Raw genomic sequence first — 20,624 nt, forward strand, 5'->3', positions numbered from 1 at the left:
GGCAGTTTTCACTGTCGGATTTTTACTATTTTATTTCTGCGATTATTTAAAGATCACTTTCTTAGTTGTTGTGTAATCATTTTCAAGAACAATTTTTACTAATAGAACTTGATCACTTGATTGTAAATTCGATATTGAATATTCTGTTGTTCCAACTTTTCCTTTTTGATAAATACTCTTTCCAGTTATATCAAATATGTGAATTTCTTTAATGTTTTCTTTTGCAGAAGCTACTTTGATTACTTTATCTTTTATAGAAACGAAAAGACCTTCATTAACATTTTCAAAGTCATCAGTTCCTAATGTTTTATTGGTATAACGAAGTGCAAAACGATCTGTAAAAGTTCCTGCTTCAGTTTTAAAAGTATAATCCTGTGTTTTTAAATCTGAAATTACTCCTGTTGTTTTGTCTTCCAGATATACCTTTTGGTTATCAAAGAATCCGTCAACATGATCGATTGAGATTGTGAAATCTCCTGCAACTGTTGTTTTGTATCCTAATGGAATTACATCGCTGTTTTCGAATGGAAGCGCACGTGCTTGTATAGAAAATTTAGCTGTTTCATTGATACTGTAAAAATCTACATAAGTGTTTCCATTGAAACTGGCCGCATCGTAATTCAAGTCTAATCCATTTGTTGCTCCTTCGATATAACCAACCAAAGTTTGTTTAAAAGCTCCTTCAGCATTTGATAAATTCAGCCAAACACGGTTTTTTTCAAGATTTTCTGTCTTTGCTGTTTTATAGAAATTTCCATTATTTGCGCTTACTCTCATACTGTTAGTATATGTAATACTAGTTGTAATTGGTTTAGCAAAGAATCCCTGACCGGCAGCAATATATCCTGTTGGGCCTGCTGCATCTCCGCCGTTTCTAACACTTCCTGATAAGTTAAACGCCGCATAATCTGCTGAAGCATATTTGTATTTATTACTTGATCCATCATTAGCTGGAGGTGTGTTATGAGTCCATAAATAAATCGTTCCTATATTGGTATCTCTAATAAGCTTATCACCGTCTATAGCTGAAGGATATGGGTTTCCAAGTAAATTAAACTTGTTTTGAACAGTTGTTTTAACAACATCACCATTATTAGGAATTCCTATAAATGAAGCTGTTTGTGTACTTGGAGTAACAATATCGAAATTCTGCGGACCTCTCACGCTGTATCCTTCTCCCGGAGTCATAGGCAGTCCTCCGCCATAACTGATTACCCAGCTTGCATTTGGGTTATAGCTTGTGTACTTGTCAGAAAGAGTATTTGGAGACATTTTGTAAAGTGTAAAACCAGAAGCCAGTGTTAATGGTGATGACCAGTATGTATAATCGTAACGACGTACTACAGTTTTTCTTTGCATCTCAAAATTAGTGCTGCCTCCTTGAAATGCGTTTGCTGTTGTATTATTTTGCAATAATGATCCTCCGTCATTTATAAGAAGTTTTCCAGTTCCTTCAAAAATTAAAGCATCATCTACAGTAAGAGTTTTATTATTTGGAATCGTAAAGGTTACTCCTGTTTTAACAGTACAAGAGCAAACATTAAGATCTGATGCCAAAGTTGTATTCGAGGCAATTGTTATTGCTGTTCCAGGTGCTGGAGTTGATGTTCCATCATAGTTATTAGGAACTGTTACAAAACTAACAGCAATATTAGCATCTCCTCCATCTTCTCTAAGACGGACTTCAATTTTTGAAGCTGAATTTAATGCATAAGTACCCACGTTTGTTAACGCTGTTGTATATCCATTTTGAAGAAAAATTCTAGTACCGTTAAGATATATTTCACCTACATCATCACAATTTACTAATTGAATTTGATAGCTTCCACAAGGAAAACCTTCACGTCTATACGTTACAGTAAACTGATCAATTCCTATCGGTGCTCCCTGCCATCCTGAAAAACTAGAAGGTGAGTTGTTTTTATTCCAAGAAGTTTGTGTGTTAACATTTAGGTTATTATCTACATATGTTCCTGCATAGGCATAGGCAGGTAAATTAATATCTGCAGCAGAAAAACCATAAACATTCCATTTGTTAATTCCATATGGAAGCGATACATCACCTTTGATTTCTCCGTATGAAAATGAAACTCGTGAATCTTGAGCATTTTCAAAATATTCTAAAACAAAACTATGAGTACCTGCTGCTAAAACAACTTGTGCGGCATAAGTAGTATAACTATGAATTGCATAAGAATTTGCTGGAGCTACATTTATTAAATTTCCATCAACATATAATCTTACACCGTCATCTCCTCCAATTGTAAAATTGTAAGTTCCTGCTGTAGTTGTTGTCTGCATTTTATAGCGTACAAAGAAGTTATCTGCCGGTGCAGATCCGCATATATTAGTAATAACCCCTCTAACAGTACCACTTCCAATATTTCTGTCAAAAATTGCCGGTTCTGTTACGTTCCCTATAAACACATTAGTTGCTGTAGCAGGACTTGCATTTACTGCTGGATTTGGTACACTTCCTGACCATTTATACACATAACCTATCCAGCTATTATTACCAAAAGAAGTCTGATCACCTTGTTCACAGACAATAATCTCATCAGCTCCCATATCAGGCGTTGTTGAACTTCTAGTTTCATTATCAATATCTGTAGTAATAGTAGAAATTGGCGTTCCCTTAGCATGCAATCCAGAATTTGTTGTGTTTTGTGCTAAGTGAAAATCTGTTGTTGAAATAAATTGTGGCTCAACATTTATGGAATTTTGTTCTTTAGCAGAAGACACTCCTTTCCATGTTGTAAGGGTTGTATATGTTCCTGTTGATAATCTATTTGATAAAGTACCTGAACTTTTAAGGAAATAATTATTGTTGTCAAATTCTGTTATTGCAGTATGATCCGTATTTGAAGAAATTAGATACTGTGTTCCATTTGTTTGAGAATTATAAAATATATTGTTTTTAATTCCAATATTACTTCCTCCTGCTATGAATAAACAAGACGATCTTCCTCCTGCAGAGGTGTTATCCATTGAAATAGTATTATGATAAATTTTATTTTGAGCACCACTGTTAATAAAAATACCATGTCCTTTGTATTGATAATTACTGGTATTATCATTATTAGTGCTAGTACTAATATTATTAATGAAATTATTGTAAATACTATTATTACCACTATCAACATAGATTCCTGCACAATATGTTGGACTTCCTGCTGAATCGTAAACATCACTTATTTTATTACCAAAAATAACTCCATTACTTGTTCCATAAACTGAAATACCTGCAAGATGAGTAGTAGTATTGTTCGAATTTGATCTTAAAACCCCAGAAATAGTATTTTGTGAAACTTCATAATCTTTAGCATTATTTAAACGAATACCGACGTGAGGTTTAGTTGTATTTGTTGTTCCTCCTATTACGTTGTTTTGAATCTTCCATCCTGATGACAATGAAGAAGAACTGCCTTCTAAATAAACCGCTTGACCAACAGTTGTAAAAGTTACATTATTTATGACATTAAAAGAGTTAGCGGTCTGTGCACTACTTGTAATATCGCTATTTCCTCCACCAAATACACCAACAGAAAAATCATAAGTTCCTCGAGCATATTGTCTTAAAATTAAATTTTTAATTTCATTATTATTTGCACCGTTACTATTATTTTCACTTGCAATCCAAATAACAGCTCTGTCGCTGTTTAATTGATTATTATTGTATATAGTTAAGTTTTTTGTAATACCATTTGTTACATTACTACCATCAAAAACTACATTGTCGACACCATTAAGTTTAAAAACAGCTGGTGTTGAAGTACTAGATGGAAAATTTGTAGATTCAATATTAACAGTTCTATTAGTGTTTGGTTTAAAGGTTACTTTATAGTTTGTGTTTCCTAGGTAAGGATTTATCACTAATGGAAAAGTTTCCCCTGTTGACCTGTTGTATGTAGTATTATCCAGTAATAAATTTACAGCGCCAGATACTCCAACAGCATTTAATGCCCTCACTGTGCTTGTAAGAGTTGGAAAACTTGCTGTTGTAGCACTTCCTACTATATATGTTCCATTCATAGGAGATGGATTCTGTACAATAGTTCCTCTTAGCTTTAGAAGATTATTATTCATTAATTTCCAAGTTCCTCCACCATTATAGGCATAAAAACGAATGTATATTTTTTCTCCTGCATTAATTGCAATATTTAATCCAGAGAGATTCCCCGATGTAGGAGTGTTATAAGGTACAGCGTTTGTAATAGTAGTTAAAATAGTAGAAGTTGAAAAGTCAGCCTGTTTAGAATAACGAACTTGATATCCTGATGAATTTCCTTTGTAAGTAAACTGAATTTCATTTAATATAATTCTTCCATCTAAAATTGGGTTTAAAGTAATTTGAATGTACTTATTCAAATCAATTGCATTAGCAGTAGGCCAATTTGTTCCTTCAATTCCATCATTAGTTGGAGTTGGGTTGCCATTTGAAAAACCTGCTCCTGTAACATTGCTTGCATCAACAAAATTGTGCAGGATAGTTGGTGCTAAATCTGTTGATCCATTCCATTGTACAAAATCAACATTTTGTGCAAATCCTAAGAAAGGCAAAAACAAGAATAAAAGTAGAGTTTTTTTCATATAGATGTTTTTCTATCAGTTTGTTATGCTGGCATAGTTTTCCTAACCGAGCAAATATAGATACATCTACGTGTTTGATTTTATTAAGGTTTTCACAACCGCTATATAATCGATAAAATGATAAAATAATCGATGAAATACATAGTTAAAATTAACATTTTATGGAATTTCTTATAAAATAGCTATGTTAAAAATAAGAAAAATCCGTAATATAGTTAGCTTTTCAGTTCGATTTTTAAAAAAATAATCGAAAAAACGTCTGATAAGATAAAAAATGCGCAGAAAAGCGATATTTAACAACTATGGGTTATTTTTTATTACGTAAGGAATTTAGGATGTTTTGCTAAAGAAATTATGACGAGAAAACTAAAATATGAAATACGATTTTTTATTATATTTTTCTAATCTGATTTTGCTCCAATTCTTTAAGTTTTTCATATACTAAATCACTTTCATAACCGCGGCGAAGTATATAATCGCAGAATTTTTTTCTTTTTTTGAGTATGTTTTTTTCCTGAATAGAATTCCAGCATCTTTCAGAAAGAATTTCAAATGTCTCGAAGTATTCTTCAGCAGAAATTTCTTTTAAGGCTAGCGCAATATTTGTTGAAGAAATATGACGAGATTTTAATTCATTTGTAATTCTAATTTTTCCCCAATATTTTATTCGATGTTTGCCTCTTACAAAACTGCATGCAAAACGAGTTTCATTTAAAAAATTTCCTTCAATCAACTGAACAACAATTATATTAACCTCTTCTGTAGTCATTTTTAAACTATATAATTTAGAAACAACTTCATCGTGGCAACGTTCCTGATAAGCACAAAAATGCTCTAATTTCTGTAAAGCTTCTTTTGCAGTGTAAATTTTACTCATGTGTATTTTCTTTCTTTTTTAACTCAAATTGCTAAAAATAAACAATCAACTGTTAAATTTTATGATAATTTATTCGATTTTCTCAAAAACAGTATTTAGCATAGTTGTTTTTTATTCCAAATTGTAATATTTTTGAGGCAAATTCTGTTTGTTAAACCGTTTGATATATTAAACAAATATTAATAATATTTTTAACATTTAGCATATAAAAAATCTGAGTTCAATAAATAACGAAATTCAATATTTTTTATTTGAATTTAAGCCTCAAAACAAAAAAAATAATACCACGCCTACTATGATTAGAAAACTACTTTTTTCATCTTTTTTATTTATTCTTACTTTTTACTCATTTGCACAAACATCAGTTTCAGATAATGCTTCTGGTACTAGATCGTGGGTAGTTCCAGCAGGTATCAATAGTGTTACAGTTGAAGTTTGGGGTGCAGGTGGTGCAGGAGGAGGCTCAACTAGCAACAATAATGGAGGAAGCGGCGGCGGCGGCGGCGGATATTCTTACAGAACATTTGCAGTTACTTCAGGTCAAACAATAACATATACTGTAGGGCGAGGAGGCGCTGGATCAACAGGTAACGGACCAGCAGGAGGTGATTCCACACTAACTTATGGCGGAATTTCTGTTACTGCTAATGGAGGTACTGGAGGCAACCGAAATGCAGGTACACGTGGGACTGGAGGAAATGGAACAACATCATCAGGCTCTAATGGAGTGACAGGAAATGCAAGTGGAGGCAATGGTGGTGATGCAGGAAATGCTCCTGGGACAGGTGGTTCAGGGCAAAGAGATGATAATGGAAATCCTGGCACCTCACCCGGCGGTGGCGGTGGCGGTGGAGAGTATCATTGGTGGTGGGGAAATATGTCTGGTGGGAATGGAGCAAACGGACGAGTTAACATAGTAGGAACATGTACTCCTACACCTACTTCCCAAGCAGGATCAGATTATTCGTTTTGTATTGATTATAGCAATACCCAAACAGGTACTATAAGTTCGGGACAATATGCGGTAGTAAATGTTATTTCAGGATATAATTATACTTTTTCTGTAGGAAATATTTTTTCTGGCAACGAAAATTTGACCTTATTAGATAGTTCAAATAACAATTTAACTCCAAATGTTAGCTCTTCAGGAGCCACTGGAACATCAATTACCTGGACAGCAAATTTTTCAGGGCAAATACGTGTTTTTCTAGCGGGCAGTTGTACAGACACAAACAGCGGTACAATGACCCTAACATTAAATTCTTCCCGCAATAATCTTGACAGTCAAACTACTGCAGGAGCAAATAATACCTGGATAGGTCATATTTATAATTCAACAGGTGCTGCACCTTCACCATTTACTACTACGAATTATGCAGGGTATTATACCATTGGAACAGAAAATTTTGACACAAACTTTGGCGGAGACTACACATGTTTTCCTGTATTCTCAAATGGAGTCCAAAGAGCTTCGATGTATACAGAAGGTTTTGCTGTTAGATATCGAATGCAGTCAACAAGACCTGCAGGATGTTATTTAATCCGAATAATAGGAGATGATGGAGTAAGATTATCTATAAATAATGGCGGATATATTTTAGACAGATGGGTAGAACAAGGTGCAACTACATACAGCAACATTTTGGTAAACGTTCCTGCAAATCCAATTTTTACATTAGAATACTATGAAAACGCAGGTGCCAATAGAGTTGGTTTTAACATAACACCATTTGATGCTGCTTTAAATACAATTACAGCCCCAGCCACAGTAAATTTTTGTAATGGAGGAGATCCAGGGGTTATCGAAGGATCTCTTGAATATAACAGCGCTGATCTTAATGCACCAAATCCCTATATCAATTTTCAATGGCAGATACAAACCAACGGTGGCGGATTTTCTAATATTTCTGGAGCGACTGGAAGAACATATGATCCTCCTGCAATGGTTGCTAACAGCACAGCAAGTGATATAGTATATCAATATCGTCGTCTTGCTACCAGTAATGTTGCTGGAACTGGAACGGCTTGTAACTTTACAGAGAGTGCACCGATTACAATTACAAACAGTCCAACAAGTGCTGGCGGAACAGCTTCTGACAATCAATCGATTTGTTACGGAACACAGCCTGCAAATATTTCTTTAAGCGGTTATAGAGGTAACATACAATGGCAGGTATCTACAGATAATACAAATTTCAACAATATTGACGGAGCTACAGCCGCAGTCTTAACTGGTTCTCAAATGGGTTCCTTAACAAAAACTGCTTATTATAGAGCAATAACAAGTGGGGCATGCAATACAGCAACTTCTACAGTAGTTACAATCACTGTTAGAGCAGGTAATAATATTATTAGTTATAGCAACGGAACTTCTGGTACTGTTTGCATGCAGCCTGTAGAAAATGCAACAGGAAGCCTGACTGCTTCAGCGGGAACCTATTTTAACAATGTAAGTTTTGCCAGTTATGGAACCCCAACCGGAACAACTTGCGCAGCATATGCTATAAATCCTTTCTGCCACGCGGCAACTAGTCAATCAGTAGTTGAAAGTGCGCTTTTAGGTAGTGGCAATACAATTTCAATTGCAGCTACAAATGCAAACTTTACAGACCCTTGTGTAGGAACAACTAAAAGATTATACGTTACTGCATCTTATTCTCAATCTATATGTGCAGGAAATTTACCTGGCACAATTACCGGATCTATCCCTACAGGCAGTGGTACTTATAGTTATTTATGGGAAAGCAGTACGACCAGCAATACAACTGGTTTCTCTGCTGCATCAGGAACAAATAATGGGCAAAATTATACTCCTGGAACTTTAACACAAGACACTTGGTTTAGAAGAACTGCTTATGACGGCGCTTGTTCTTCCTTGTCTGCAGTTGTTTTAGTAAAAGTAATTGCAAAAGTATGGAATGGAAATACTAATACTGACTGGAATATTGCATCAAACTGGACACCAAGCGGCGTACCAACTGCATCTGACTGTGTTGTAATACCAAATACCACTAATAAACCAATTATTAACGGAACTAATACCAATTCATACGCCAATACTCTATCAGTGACAAATTTAGGTTCATTAACTGTAAACAGCACTAATACTCTAAACATCACCAATGCAGTAACGGTAAACACAGGAGGATCACTAACCTTCAACAACAATTCAAGTTTAGTACAAACCAACAAAAATGCGGCAAACTCTGGAAATATCACTTATATCAGACAGACCAGCGTACGCCGTTACGATTACACATACTGGTCATCACCTTTGACTGCGGCTTCGGGTTTCACACTTTACATGATGTCACCCCTTACATTATCGGATAAATATACGAGCTACAATCCAAATGCAAGCTGGGTAATCAGTTATGGCGGAGGACTGCCTATGACTCCGGGAGAAGGATACAGCGTGAGAGGTCCGCAGAATTTTGATATTGTTACGCCGAGCATTCAGACAGCTTCATTTACAGGAGTTCCTAATAATGGAGATGTTCCTAAAACTACTGTGCCAAATAAGTTTAATTTACTTGGAAACCCATATCCTTCTGCTATAAACGGCATCAAACTTATCGGCGATACTAATATTGGAACCATTTATTTATGGACTCATAATACGCCTCCGGCAAATGACGGTTCAAATAAATACAAATATGCTTCTGCAGATTATGCGGCCTTTAACTTATCGGGAAGTGTTAGAAACGGCGGAGATGCGACTGGCCCGACAGGATACATTGCTGCCGGGCAGGGATTCTTTGCCAAACCTGTTACAAACAGCATCACCTTTACAAACGATATGAGGGTGGGAGGTAATAATGGCAGCTTCTACAAAACGGCAAAAACTGAAAACTTGGAAAGAAACCGTGTATGGCTGAACTTATCCAATGCTGAAGGAGCCTTCAAACAAACTTTAGTAGGTTATATAGAAGGAGCAACAAACGGATTAGACTTGAATTACGATGCGGCGAGCTTCAACGGAAACACTTATGTAGATTTTTACAGTATTAACGAAACGGCAAAATTTTCAATTCAGGGTCGTGCGCTTCCATTTGAAAACAGCGATGTAATTCCGTTAGGATACAAAACAACAATTGCGGGAGATTTTACGATTTCAATTGATCACGTTGACGGGTTCTTTGATAACCACAATGTATATCTGGAAGACAAAACAACTGGGGCTGTTTCAGATTTAAAAGCTCAGGACTATACTTTTAAAACCCAAGCAGGAACTTTTACAGATCGTTTTGCACTTCGTTACACTAATAAAACATTAGGAACTGGTGATTTTGAGAATGTAAAAGACGGACTTTTAATTTCTGTAAAAGACAAAACTATCAAAGTTACTTCTGCAAAAGAAAACATTAAAGAAGTAAACATTTTCGATATTACAGGAAAACTGATTTACAATAAAAAGAAAGTCGGAAATACTGAATTATCAATCTCAAACCTTCAGTCAGCCGATCAGGTGCTGCTTGTAAAAGTTAACCTTGAAAACAATGCCCAGGTAACCAGAAAAGTGATCTTTAAATAGAATTACACTTCTAAACCCAAATAAAAAATCCATTTGTCAAATTAAGACAAATGGATTTTTTATTTAAGATATCTCTATGCTTTTTCAATTAAAATACTGACTGCATTTCCTCCAAAACCAACTGCATTTACTAGCACTTTTTTAATTGTTTTGTTCTGATTTTTTGTTTCTGAAAACGGGGTTTCAATAAAAGTATCATGTTTCATCATTAACAATGCTAACTCCAGACTTAACATTCCTGATGTGCCAAAAGTATGGCCAATTTTCCATTTATTTGTCGTTAACAAAGGCAGCGATGAACCAAAAACTTTTTCAATAGCTCTCAGTTCTGTCAAATCACCCTTTATTGTTCCGGGTGCATGCATGACAATAACATCTACACTTTCTAAATCAACATCTTTTAAAGCCATTTTCATAGATTTCTGGAAACAGTCTGCTTCTGCAGAAATTGAAATATTATGCTCCAAAATTTCAGTTGCAAAACCCACGCCTGTTACATAAGCAATCGCATTTTCTTTTTCTCCTGCTTCTAAACAACAAACTGCCGCTCCTTCCCCCAAAATCATAGTGTTTTGGGTTTTCTCAAAATAGCAGGCTAAATTGGGCCAAGAATCAATATCCTGATTAAGTCGGGAATATATTTTCAAAGCTCTCATTTGTCCAATTGTAAAATCTGTTAAAGGAGCTTCGCTCCCTCCAACTAAAAACTTATCTGCCATTCCTGATTTCAACCATGCCACACCATTCAAAAGTGCATGAAGAGCAGTTGAACAAGTAATAGAATGCGAAATTTCAGGACCTGAGTTTTGCAGATCATGTGCAATCCAAGACGAAATATTCCCTAAGGTAGTTGTTGGCGAGGCTAAAGTCTGTGCTTTTCCGGTTTCAAGATATTCTTTATAATGTTTTTCAAATAAATCTGTAGCGCCTCTTGAAGAACCAATATTAATTCCAAAGATATCATCGGTTTTCCATCCTGCATTTTGAACCGCTTCTCTCGAAGCTGCCAAAGCAAACAAAACAGAATTATCTAAAAATTTATACCTAATATCCTCCTCTCGTATTTTATCTATAATTTGTTTCGATTCAGCACTTAAAACAGCGACAGAAGTTTCTTGCTGATCCAAAAACCGCTTCGTAAAACAATGGTTTTTATCAAGATATTTTTTCCAGATTTCATTACTATTATTTCCTAATGGAGAAATAGAAGAAAAAGCAGTTATGGCAATTTTTGGTGTATTCACAATAGTTAGTTTTGTAAAAAGATCTTTAAAAAATGGCACACTGATTATACAGCTTTAACAGATTTACACTGAAATTAATCTGTGTAAATTCTTTAATTTGTTAAAACTGTATACAAATTACACCATTTCTATAGCTTCTTCAATTATATTATATATTTTTTGAAGCTGATCATTAGACATTATATATGGAGGTAAAATGTAAACGATATTTCCCACCGGTCTTAAAACAACTCCATTACCAATAAAGAAATTATATAATTTTGTACGCATCGATCCGTAATAACTTTCCTCTGAATCAGATTTTATTTCTACTGCGAAAATAACTCCTAATGTTCGTACCGTTATTACTTTTGGATGGTTTTCGATTTTCTTTTGAAATTCTAAATGCTTTTGGTTTATTCTTTCAATATTCTTTTGCATTTCAGCCGTTTGAAGCAAATCGATACTTGCTAACGCAGCTGCACAACCAGTAGGATTTGCTGTAAATGTATGTCCGTGAAATAAGGCTTTATTAATATCGTCATCATAAAACGCATCAAAAATATCCTGGGTAAAAGTTGTAATTGCCATTGGAATTGTCCCTCCGGTTAATGCTTTTGAAAGGCATATCATATCTGGTTCTTCAGACACATAATCCATTGCAAAGGTTTTTCCTGTTTTCCCAAAACCCGTCATCACTTCATCAGCAATTGTCAGAACTTTATTTTGTTTGCAAATCCGAATAAGCTTTGCTAAAGATTCAGGCTCATACATTACCATTCCTGCCGCTCCTTGTACTAAAGGTTCAAAAATAAAACTGGCACAATTGTTATTTTTAATTGCACTTTCTAAAGCATCAAAACTTATCTGCTCCTTCCCTTTTACCGGAACCGGGATTCGAACCACATCTATAAACATTCCCTGAAAAGCCTGAGTATAAAATGAAATGCCGCTTGCCGCCATTGCAGCAAAAGTATCTCCGTGAAATGCATTTTCAAAAGCAATAATAGTGGTTCGGTTTTCATTTTTATTGAAAAAATACTGCAAAGCCACTTTTATAGCCACTTCGACAGCTGTTGATCCATTATCAGAAAAGAAAATTTTCTGCTGATTTTCAGGGAGAATCTCCATTAGTCTTTCAGCTATTTTTACTGCCGGTTCATGCGTAAAACCTCCAAACAAAACATGTTCTAAAGTAGTCAGCTGTTTATAAATCGCATCAGCAATAAATTTATTACTGTGTCCAAACGGATTTACCCACCATGAAGCAATAGCATCAATATATTCTTTGCCAGTTTCATCCCAAAGCAATGCACCTTCGGCTTTTGTAATTGCGATTGGCGTTTGCGATGTTTTATGCTGTGTATAAGGATGCCATAAATATTGATTGTCTTTTTCTGTTAATGTCATCTATATAATATTGTAGATTTCTGATTTTAGATTTTAGATTTTTCTAATGATAGTAAATCATTTCGGAACAAATCTGCATATTCAAGAATTACATTTTGATCAAAATACGGTTCTTCGTCAATTCTTCCAATGTATTTTATTTTGGTTTTATTTAGAATTAAACTTTCTGTTGATTTGTTTTCGCTTCCGCTGAAGATAATTCCAGCCACTTCAAATCCTCTATTTTGAATTGCTTCAATTGTTAGCAAAGTATGATTTATGCTCCCAAGATAATGTCTTGAAACTACTATAATTTTATAATCGGGTTTTATTAAATCAATGATGGTTTCATTTTCGTTTAATGGAACAAAAATACCACCCGCACCTTCGATAACTAAATGATTTTTTGTTTTGGGTTCCAGAATCTGATTCGATTCGATTGTAATTCCATCAATCTCTGCCGCCAAATGTGGACTTGCCGGTGTTTTTAATTGATAACTGTTCTCAAAAAATTGAGTCTTTTTATTTGAAACTCTAGATTGAACTTTATGAGTATCAGAATTATCTAAATCGCCAGCCTGAATAGGTTTCCAGTAATCGGCCTCTAAAGCCTCAACAATTATAGATGATGCTATTGTTTTTCCAACATCTGTCGAAATTCCTGTTACAAATATTTTCATAAGTATTAGACCGCAATGTTAATGATTGAACAGATAAACACGGATTTTTTACATTTCACATCAAGTCTCAAAGCAATAATCAGCAAAAAACTACCGCATCTGTTTTATTTGTGGACTGTCAACAAAAGTACCAATAAAAAAGTAAACCCATCATTACGATGGGTTCTGTTTATCATTCTTCTTTTAAAACCTTAATTCAGAATTGGTTTTACTTTATATCCTGCTTTTCTCAGTAAATTAATAACTCCAAATTCTCCTCCCAAATGAGCTGATCCAACGGCAAAAAAGACACTTTGTTTTTTTACTAATTCGGCCATACTTTTTACCCAATTTAGATTTCTTTCATCCAAAATAATCTTTTTTGTTTTCTTACTTGTAAACCTTTCGTCAGTAGTAATATTGTATAATGATTCGATATTTTCATCTTTATAAGTCGAAACTAATTTTGCTGTTTCTTCCGGTACAGATTCGTCGAGCATAGCAATAATTTCATCATTTGTATAAGCATTTTCAAGTATTACAAACTGATCTTTTACAGATTCGAGTCCGCCAATTTCAATATTTTTTTTCTTAGCCTGTTCTATAAATTCCATTTCGTAAAATTTTAAATCAGTACAGCCAAAAGTTTTCATTGAAATCAAACTCATAACGGTCAACAGACTAAAACTGTCAACTTGTTTTACTGTCATTCCGGTTGTTTTTTTCAAAATGTCATCTAATTTGGCTAACTGTTCCGGAGTTAATTTTTTACTTAACGGTTCTTTTCCCATTGCCAGCTGCTGCATTTGAGACATTTCTTTTGGATCTGAAAAGTTGATTTCTAACATTAATTTTTCTGAAGATTCAAAAGCTCTTTTCGTTTTATCTGTTAAAAAATAATCCGATGAACAAATCATGTGTATTGTTCCGTATAAATAAGAAGGTTTTGAAAGTCCGTTTCCCGAAACTTCCCATAAAAGAGAGTTTTCTAGTTTTGGCGATTGGGGTTGAGCTTGTGTTTTTACTCCAAAAAAGATGAGTGCTGCTATAAATAACTTGAATAAACTTTTCATTTGAGATGAGTTAGGTGATAAATGAAATTTATTTGGCCCACAGATCAAACTGATTAAACTGATTGACGAGGCATTAAATTTGGTTTTCTATTATTTGTGTAAATTAAGCGTTTAAAATCAGGGCTTTCACCAAAATTAAGAAGTAAACCGACTTCAATTTTTGTCGATTTTAGATAATTCATCAATTGAGCAATATGTGAACTTAACAAATATTCACAAGCTTTTAATTCTATTATAATTACATCATCAATAACTAAATCAGCATAATACTCTCCCACTAATTGATTCTTAAAATATACTTTTATCTGTTTCTGAGCTTCTACTTTATAACCTTGTGTTTTTAGTTCCAAATACATTGCGTTTTGGTAGACTTTTTCCAGAAATCCGTAACCTAATTGATTATAAACATCATAGAATACCTTTAAAATAGTTTTTGATTTTTCTTTATGTAATAAGTCAGGCATTAATGTGCAGTGTAAACCCGTTTAATTTGTTTAATCGGCGGGTCTAATATACGTAATTTCTTAATAATTCAAGTATTGAAGCAATTTCCTCTTCTGAATTATAGCTGTGAATACAGAATCGTAAACGTTCCTGGCGTTCGGGGACTGTTGGAGAAAGTATCGGCTTTACATCAAAACCTTTATCTTGCAATTCCTGAGCGAGCTTTTTGACATTTTCATTTCCCTGAACAATTGCTGATTGAATAGCTGATTTACTTCGGACAAATATTGGTTTTAAACCCAGTAAATTTTTCTGCTGATTGAAGAAAACAATGTTTTGACGTAATTTTTGAATTGCTGCTTTTTCAACTTCCAATTGCTGATATGCCGTTAAAATTGTGGCAACAGAATGTGGAGATAATCCTGTGGTATAAATAAAACTTCGGGCAAAATTTATTAGATATTCTTTAAGTTCTGGACTTCCAAGTATAACTGCGCCGTGACATCCCAGCCCTTTTCCGAAAGTCATAATTCGGGCAAAAATTCTATTATGCAGATTTAAATATTGAGTCAATCCTTCACCTTTTTCTCCAAAAACGCCTAAAGTGTGTGCCTCATCCACTACAAGATAACAATTGTATTTTTCAGAAAGCTGCACTAATTCTTCTAAATTTGGAGTATCTCCATCCATAGAAAAAACCGTTTCGGTTACGATATAAATATTTGTGTCTGGAAATTTTAGAATTAAATGTTCTAAATCTTCAAAATCATTATGGTTGAATTTATATGATTTTGCATTTGACATTATAATTCCATCTCGAATTGAAGCATGACTTAACTCATCATACAAAATAACATCATTTCTTTGCGGTACAGCACCAAAAAAACCAAGATTGGCATCGTAACCCGAATTAAAAATTAAAGCCGATTCTGAGTCGTGAAATTGCGAAATAAAACTTTCTGCAATTTGATACAAAGAATGATTTCCTGAAATTAATCTAGAACCCGTTGCACCGTTTTGAAAAATTTCATTTTCATGCAGATAAGCATGAGTAAGTTTAAAAATTGTTTCAGATCTTGAAAAACCAATATAATCATTGGAAGAAAAATCAATGAGATTATTAAACGCAGGAAGTTTACGAAGCGAATTATTCTGCATTCGCTTTTCAAGCTTTTGATTAAGATTTTCAGGTAATTTCATAAAACAAAGTTATGAAATTGAAATTTGGTAAAAACAAACAGCGGGTTCTCAAATTCCCGCTGTTTTTTGATGTATTCTAAACGGCACTTATAAAAGGCGATTGTCTGCTATAATTTGATTCAACCATTTCTTCAGTCATAAAAACAGCAATATCAAATGCGCTGATTTTATCTCCCAAACAATCTTCAACATTAACTGCAATTTCAGAACTATCATTTGAAAATTCAATAAACGGAACACGAACCTGTGTCCAGTTTACATCACTTTCTTCTAAAAGAACATAGGCTTTCTGGCGATCTTCCTGTATTATTGGAAAATTAGCTTTCATCCAATCTGTAGCCATAATTGTTTTGGGACTTTTTTTATCAAAACGAGTATCAATATTTAGTCCGGCAAGCAAAACATAGCGATTTATATTATATTCCTTCATTGCCTTCAAAACATTTTTTGTTACTGTACTTGCAACCAAAGGCTCGTCTTTCCTCTGACCAATAGTACTTAAAACTGCTTCAGATTCTTTTAGCAATACTTTTATAGATTCAAAATCGAGAGCATCGCCCTTAATAATTTCAATTTTAGAATTTTGAATTTCGAACTTTTCAGGATCTCTAAGCAGAAGTTTTACACTAAATCCTTTTTTTAATAACTGGTTCACAAGATAATTTCCAGTTCTTCCGCCACCGCCCAAAACGGCAACTTTTGATATATTTTTCATAGATATTCTTTATAAAATTTGACATAAATAATTTGCGCTTTATGAAGTTAATAAAGCGTAAAACATAAAAGCTTACTGAGCTTTTATAACAGAATCAATATTTTACAAAGAGATTTTAATACTTCAAAAGTAGAAAATTAATTTGTCTAATTACCTATATCAAATAAAAAAGCCAAACAATATTGTTTGGCTTTTCTTTATTTTAAAAAACTGTTTTAGTCTACTAAAACAATAATCTTATTATCTTTCATTTCGATTGTACCTGACGTAATCTCTAATGTGTAAGTTTGGTCATTAACTCTCGTAAATTTATCCGCTACCTCTTTAGAAAAGTTAAAACTTGGTGCTGTAATTTTTACAGTTCCTTTTTCTAGAATAGACACAATAGGAGCGTGATTATTCAAAATTTGAAAGCTTCCATCAACTCCAGGCAATGTAACAGATGTAACTGTTCCTGAGAATAATTTTGCTTCTGGTGATACTATATCTAAAATCATCTTTTTTTAGTTATGAGTTATAAGTTATGAGTTATAAGTGAGTAAAAAACTCATAATTTATAACTCATAATTCATAATTATATTAAGCTTCAGCTAACATTTTTTCTCCAGCTTCAATTGCATCTTGAATAGAACCTTTCAAGTTGAAAGCTGCTTCTGGAAGGTGATCTAACTCACCATCGATAATCATGTTGAAACCTTTGATAGTATCTTTAATATCAACTAATACACCTGGAATACCTGTAAATTGCTCTGCTACGTGGAACGGCTGAGACAAGAAACGTTGTACACGACGTGCTCTTGATACAGAAAGTTTATCTTCTTCAGATAACTCTTCCATACCTAAGATCGCGATAATATCTTGTAATTGTTTGTATTTTTGAAGAATTTCTTTAACTCTTTGTGCACAATTGTAGTGCTCATCACCTAAGATATGTGGAGTCAAAATTCTTGAAGTAGAATCTAACGGGTCAACCGCAGGATAGATACCTAACTCAGCAATTTTACGAGACAATACAGTTGTTGCATCTAAGTGCGCGAAAGTTGTAGCCGGCGCCGGGTCAGTTAAGTCATCCGCAGGAACGTAAACCGCTTGTACAGATGTAATAGATCCTTTATTTGTAGATGTAATACGCTCTTGCATTGCACCCATTTCAGTCGCCAATGTTGGTTGGTAACCTACCGCAGATGGCATACGACCTAAAAGTGCTGATACCTCAGAACCTGCTTGTGTAAAACGGAAGATATTATCAACGAAGAATAATACATCTTTACCTTGGTCAGATCCAGCTCCATCACGGAAATACTCAGCGATAGATAATCCTGAAAGTGCCACACGTGCACGAGCTCCAGGTGGCTCATTCATTTGTCCGAAAACGAAAGTAGCTTTAGACTCTCTCATTCCTGGCATATCTACTTTAGATAAATCCCATCCTCCATTTTCCATAGAGTGCATGAAATCATCACCGTATTTAATAATTCCTGACTCTAACATCTCACGAAGTAAGTCATTTCCTTCACGTGTTCTTTCACCTACTCCAGCGAATACTGAAAGACCACCATGACCTTTTGCAATATTGTTGATCAACTCCTGAATCAATACTGTTTTACCAACACCAGCACCACCAAATAATCCAATTTTACCTCCTTTTGCGTAAGGCTCGATCAAATCGATTACTTTAATACCTGTAAATAAAACTTCAGATGAAGTTGATAAATCTTCAAATTTAGGAGCTTGTCTGTGAATAGGCAAACCGTTTTCTCCTGTTTTAGGTAAATTACCTAAACCGTCAATGGCATCTCCAACAACATTAAATAAACGTCCATATACGTCTGGACCGATTGGCATTTGGATTGGATTACCAGTTCCAACTACTTCATATCCTCTTGACAAACCGTCTGTAGAGTCCATAGAGATTGTACGAACAGTGTTTTCTCCAATGTGAGATTGTACTTCTAGAACTAATAAAGTTCCATCTTTTTTAGTGACTTCTAGTGAATCATAAATTTTTGGAAGTTCAACATCTTTACCGTTGAAAACTACGTCTACTACTGGTCCAATGATTTGAGCAACTTTTCCTATTACTTTTGACATTACTTATGTATTTATTAAATAGCTATTTAGGTTTATCGAAAATACCTCTTTTTTCAGAGCGCAAAGATAATTTTTTAAAATATAAAATCAATTTTTTTTTCATAAAAAATAGCATGATTTTGTTTGATTCATAAAACTCGTCCAAAAAATAACTAAAACAGCATTTTTTTAATAAAAGAAAAAAACCGCTTCACTATATAAATGAGCGGTTTTTTTTAGACTTTTTTTTACAGCATTTACTGAATTGTTTCCGGATACTGAATTGGATATACTCCCAAATCAACATGTCGTAACGTCGAACCATATTTAGCATTTATTGCATCAACAAAGATATTAGCAATTAATCCGTAACCTCTTGCGCTTGGATGCACACCATCTAAAGAGAAGGCTCCCCCGGTTGCAAAAGAAGAACTCATTGTAAAATTCCCAAATCTGATCCCTCCGCTTGCTAATTGTGTCAAAGTCGCTCTTGTATCAACAAATGCCAGTCCTTTTTCTTTAGCCACAGCTTCGATTGTTGCATTATAAGCATCAGTTGCCTTTTTAATCTCTGCGATTTCAGTTGGAATTAATACATGTTTATCCTGTAAAGGATATGATATACCAAATGCATTTAACGGAGGCGGAGGTGCAATTCCAATTCCAGAATTCGCAGCTGTTGGAGGAAGTCCGATATCCTGCTTAGTAGGCAGTAAAATTAAATCAGTAGCTTTAGCTTGTCTTGCCTGTCCAAAAACAGCTCCATAAAAAGCCGCATTCTGAGCTCCTAACGTAGGAGTAAATGCTGCTGTTAACTGAGCAGCTAAATTGGTCAGACTTTCATCTTTTATCAACAAAGGACTTGTACCAGTCTCAGAAAGCAAATTGATTCGGTCACCAGCATTTAAAGCAGTCAGCACTTGTTTTAGCGGTCCATATAACTGCGCATTAAGTGCTTTAATATTAGCCAGACCAACAACCGCATCATCTTTTCCAATTGTTTTAGCAGTAAGCGGATTGTACGGAATAGTTGTAAAATGAGGCAAAGCTGTAATATATGGTAAATTTGCCACAACACCCTTCGCTCCTTTCGCTGTTAAGGCCGTAACTAAATTACTATAAACACTTGCAAAAACTGCTGGATCTGTGATATCACTTGTTCCGTAAGTCGCCGGATTAGGGTTTCCAGTCTGATCTTTTCCTGTTCCTCCAGAAGTCGCATACAACAAAACATCATTTCCTCCTATAAACAAGGAGAAAAAAGTAGGATCCTGTGCCAAAGCATCAGCCAAAACTGTTGTTGAAGGACTACTGGCAAATCTAACAAAATAAGGATTTGCAGTACCAGCCATTATACCGGCTGCACTTCCATAGTTTGGAGCTAATAAGTGATAACTTTTTGCCCCCGGAACACCTAAATTATTAAATGTTCCTGTAAGATGTGCTGTAACTTCGGTAGTTGGTTTTCCCACAACATTTGTTGGAGTCTGGGTTTTTCCAATAAAATACAAACGCGTACCTGCAATTACATTTCCTCCTAACAACAAACCTCCAATATTATCATTCATAAGCGGCTGCGTAAAAGCTCCTCCACCAGCCGCAACAAATTGCTGGGCCAAAATATTGGGATACGAATTCTCTTGTCCTTTTTTAAATAAGGCATTATCACTGTAACCTGCCGCGAAAGAATCTCCAAGAGCAATATATTTTGTAAAAACTGCCGAACCGGGAACTACTGGAACTTCTTCTGGAGTATTATTATTATCATCATTATTACAAGCCGCCATAAAGGTCAAAGAAACCAATAACAGCAATTTTATATTTTTTTTCATGTTAGTACTTTTTAAATT

13 protein-coding genes are annotated in these 20,624 nt (G+C 34.5%); 1 reads left to right on the plus strand and 12 read right to left on the minus strand.

Going from position 1 to position 20,624, the window contains the following annotated elements:
• Positions 1-42: 42 nt before the first annotated feature.
• Positions 43-4,590, minus strand: coding sequence for a T9SS sorting signal type C domain-containing protein (locus PQ462_RS22965; protein WP_274251735.1), 4,548 nt, complete (start codon positions 4,588-4,590; stop codon positions 43-45).
• Between the two features lie 391 nt (positions 4,591-4,981).
• Positions 4,982-5,467 carry a regulatory protein RecX gene (locus PQ462_RS22970; protein ID WP_274251736.1) on the minus strand — a complete coding sequence of 162 codons (486 nt, stop codon included), beginning with the start codon at positions 5,465-5,467 and terminating at the stop codon, positions 4,982-4,984.
• A gap of 295 nt (positions 5,468-5,762) precedes the next feature.
• Here PQ462_RS22970 and PQ462_RS22975 point away from each other — a divergent pair, with 295 nt between their 5' ends.
• Positions 5,763-10,001: a T9SS sorting signal type C domain-containing protein gene (locus PQ462_RS22975; RefSeq protein WP_274251737.1), complete on the plus strand. Its 4,239-nt coding sequence runs from the start codon at positions 5,763-5,765 to the stop codon at positions 9,999-10,001.
• A gap of 74 nt (positions 10,002-10,075) precedes the next feature.
• Here the strand turns inward: PQ462_RS22975 and PQ462_RS22980 are convergent, their stop codons facing one another.
• From PQ462_RS22980 to PQ462_RS23025, 10 genes are all read right to left on the minus strand, one after another.
• Entirely contained in the window at positions 10,076-11,245 is a 1,170-nt protein-coding gene (locus PQ462_RS22980) for a beta-ketoacyl synthase N-terminal-like domain-containing protein (protein ID WP_274251738.1), read from the minus strand.
• A 117-nt stretch (positions 11,246-11,362) separates the two neighbouring features.
• Positions 11,363-12,634, minus strand: a complete 1,272-nt coding sequence (gene bioA / locus PQ462_RS22985) for an adenosylmethionine--8-amino-7-oxononanoate transaminase (protein WP_274251739.1) — start codon at positions 12,632-12,634, stop codon at positions 11,363-11,365.
• Between the two features lie 26 nt (positions 12,635-12,660).
• Positions 12,661-13,293: a dethiobiotin synthase gene (bioD, locus tag PQ462_RS22990; protein ID WP_274251740.1), complete on the minus strand. Its 633-nt coding sequence runs from the start codon at positions 13,291-13,293 to the stop codon at positions 12,661-12,663.
• A 191-nt stretch (positions 13,294-13,484) separates the two neighbouring features.
• Positions 13,485-14,345: a TraB/GumN family protein gene (locus PQ462_RS22995; protein WP_274251741.1), complete on the minus strand. Its 861-nt coding sequence runs from the start codon at positions 14,343-14,345 to the stop codon at positions 13,485-13,487.
• Positions 14,346-14,398: 53 nt separating this feature from the next.
• Positions 14,399-14,809 carry a GxxExxY protein gene (locus tag PQ462_RS23000; RefSeq protein WP_274251742.1) on the minus strand — a complete coding sequence of 137 codons (411 nt, stop codon included), beginning with the start codon at positions 14,807-14,809 and terminating at the stop codon, positions 14,399-14,401.
• Between the two features lie 43 nt (positions 14,810-14,852).
• Entirely contained in the window at positions 14,853-15,989 is a 1,137-nt protein-coding gene (locus tag PQ462_RS23005) for an aminotransferase class I/II-fold pyridoxal phosphate-dependent enzyme (RefSeq protein WP_274251743.1), read from the minus strand.
• 76 nt (positions 15,990-16,065) lie between these two features.
• A complete protein-coding gene (locus PQ462_RS23010; RefSeq protein ID WP_274251744.1) occupies positions 16,066-16,704 on the minus strand; it encodes an NAD(P)-dependent oxidoreductase in 639 nt (212 codons plus the stop codon).
• A 215-nt stretch (positions 16,705-16,919) separates the two neighbouring features.
• A complete protein-coding gene (locus PQ462_RS23015; protein WP_012022906.1) occupies positions 16,920-17,201 on the minus strand; it encodes a F0F1 ATP synthase subunit epsilon in 282 nt (93 codons plus the stop codon).
• Positions 17,202-17,283: 82 nt separating this feature from the next.
• Positions 17,284-18,795, minus strand: a complete 1,512-nt coding sequence (atpD, locus tag PQ462_RS23020; protein WP_012022907.1) for a F0F1 ATP synthase subunit beta — start codon at positions 18,793-18,795, stop codon at positions 17,284-17,286.
• A gap of 236 nt (positions 18,796-19,031) precedes the next feature.
• A complete protein-coding gene (locus PQ462_RS23025; RefSeq protein ID WP_274251745.1) occupies positions 19,032-20,606 on the minus strand; it encodes an SGNH/GDSL hydrolase family protein in 1,575 nt (524 codons plus the stop codon).
• Positions 20,607-20,624: the final 18 nt, after the last annotated feature.

This window comes from Flavobacterium sp. KACC 22758 (assembly GCF_028736135.1).
Lineage (GTDB): Bacteria > Bacteroidota > Bacteroidia > Flavobacteriales > Flavobacteriaceae > Flavobacterium > Flavobacterium johnsoniae.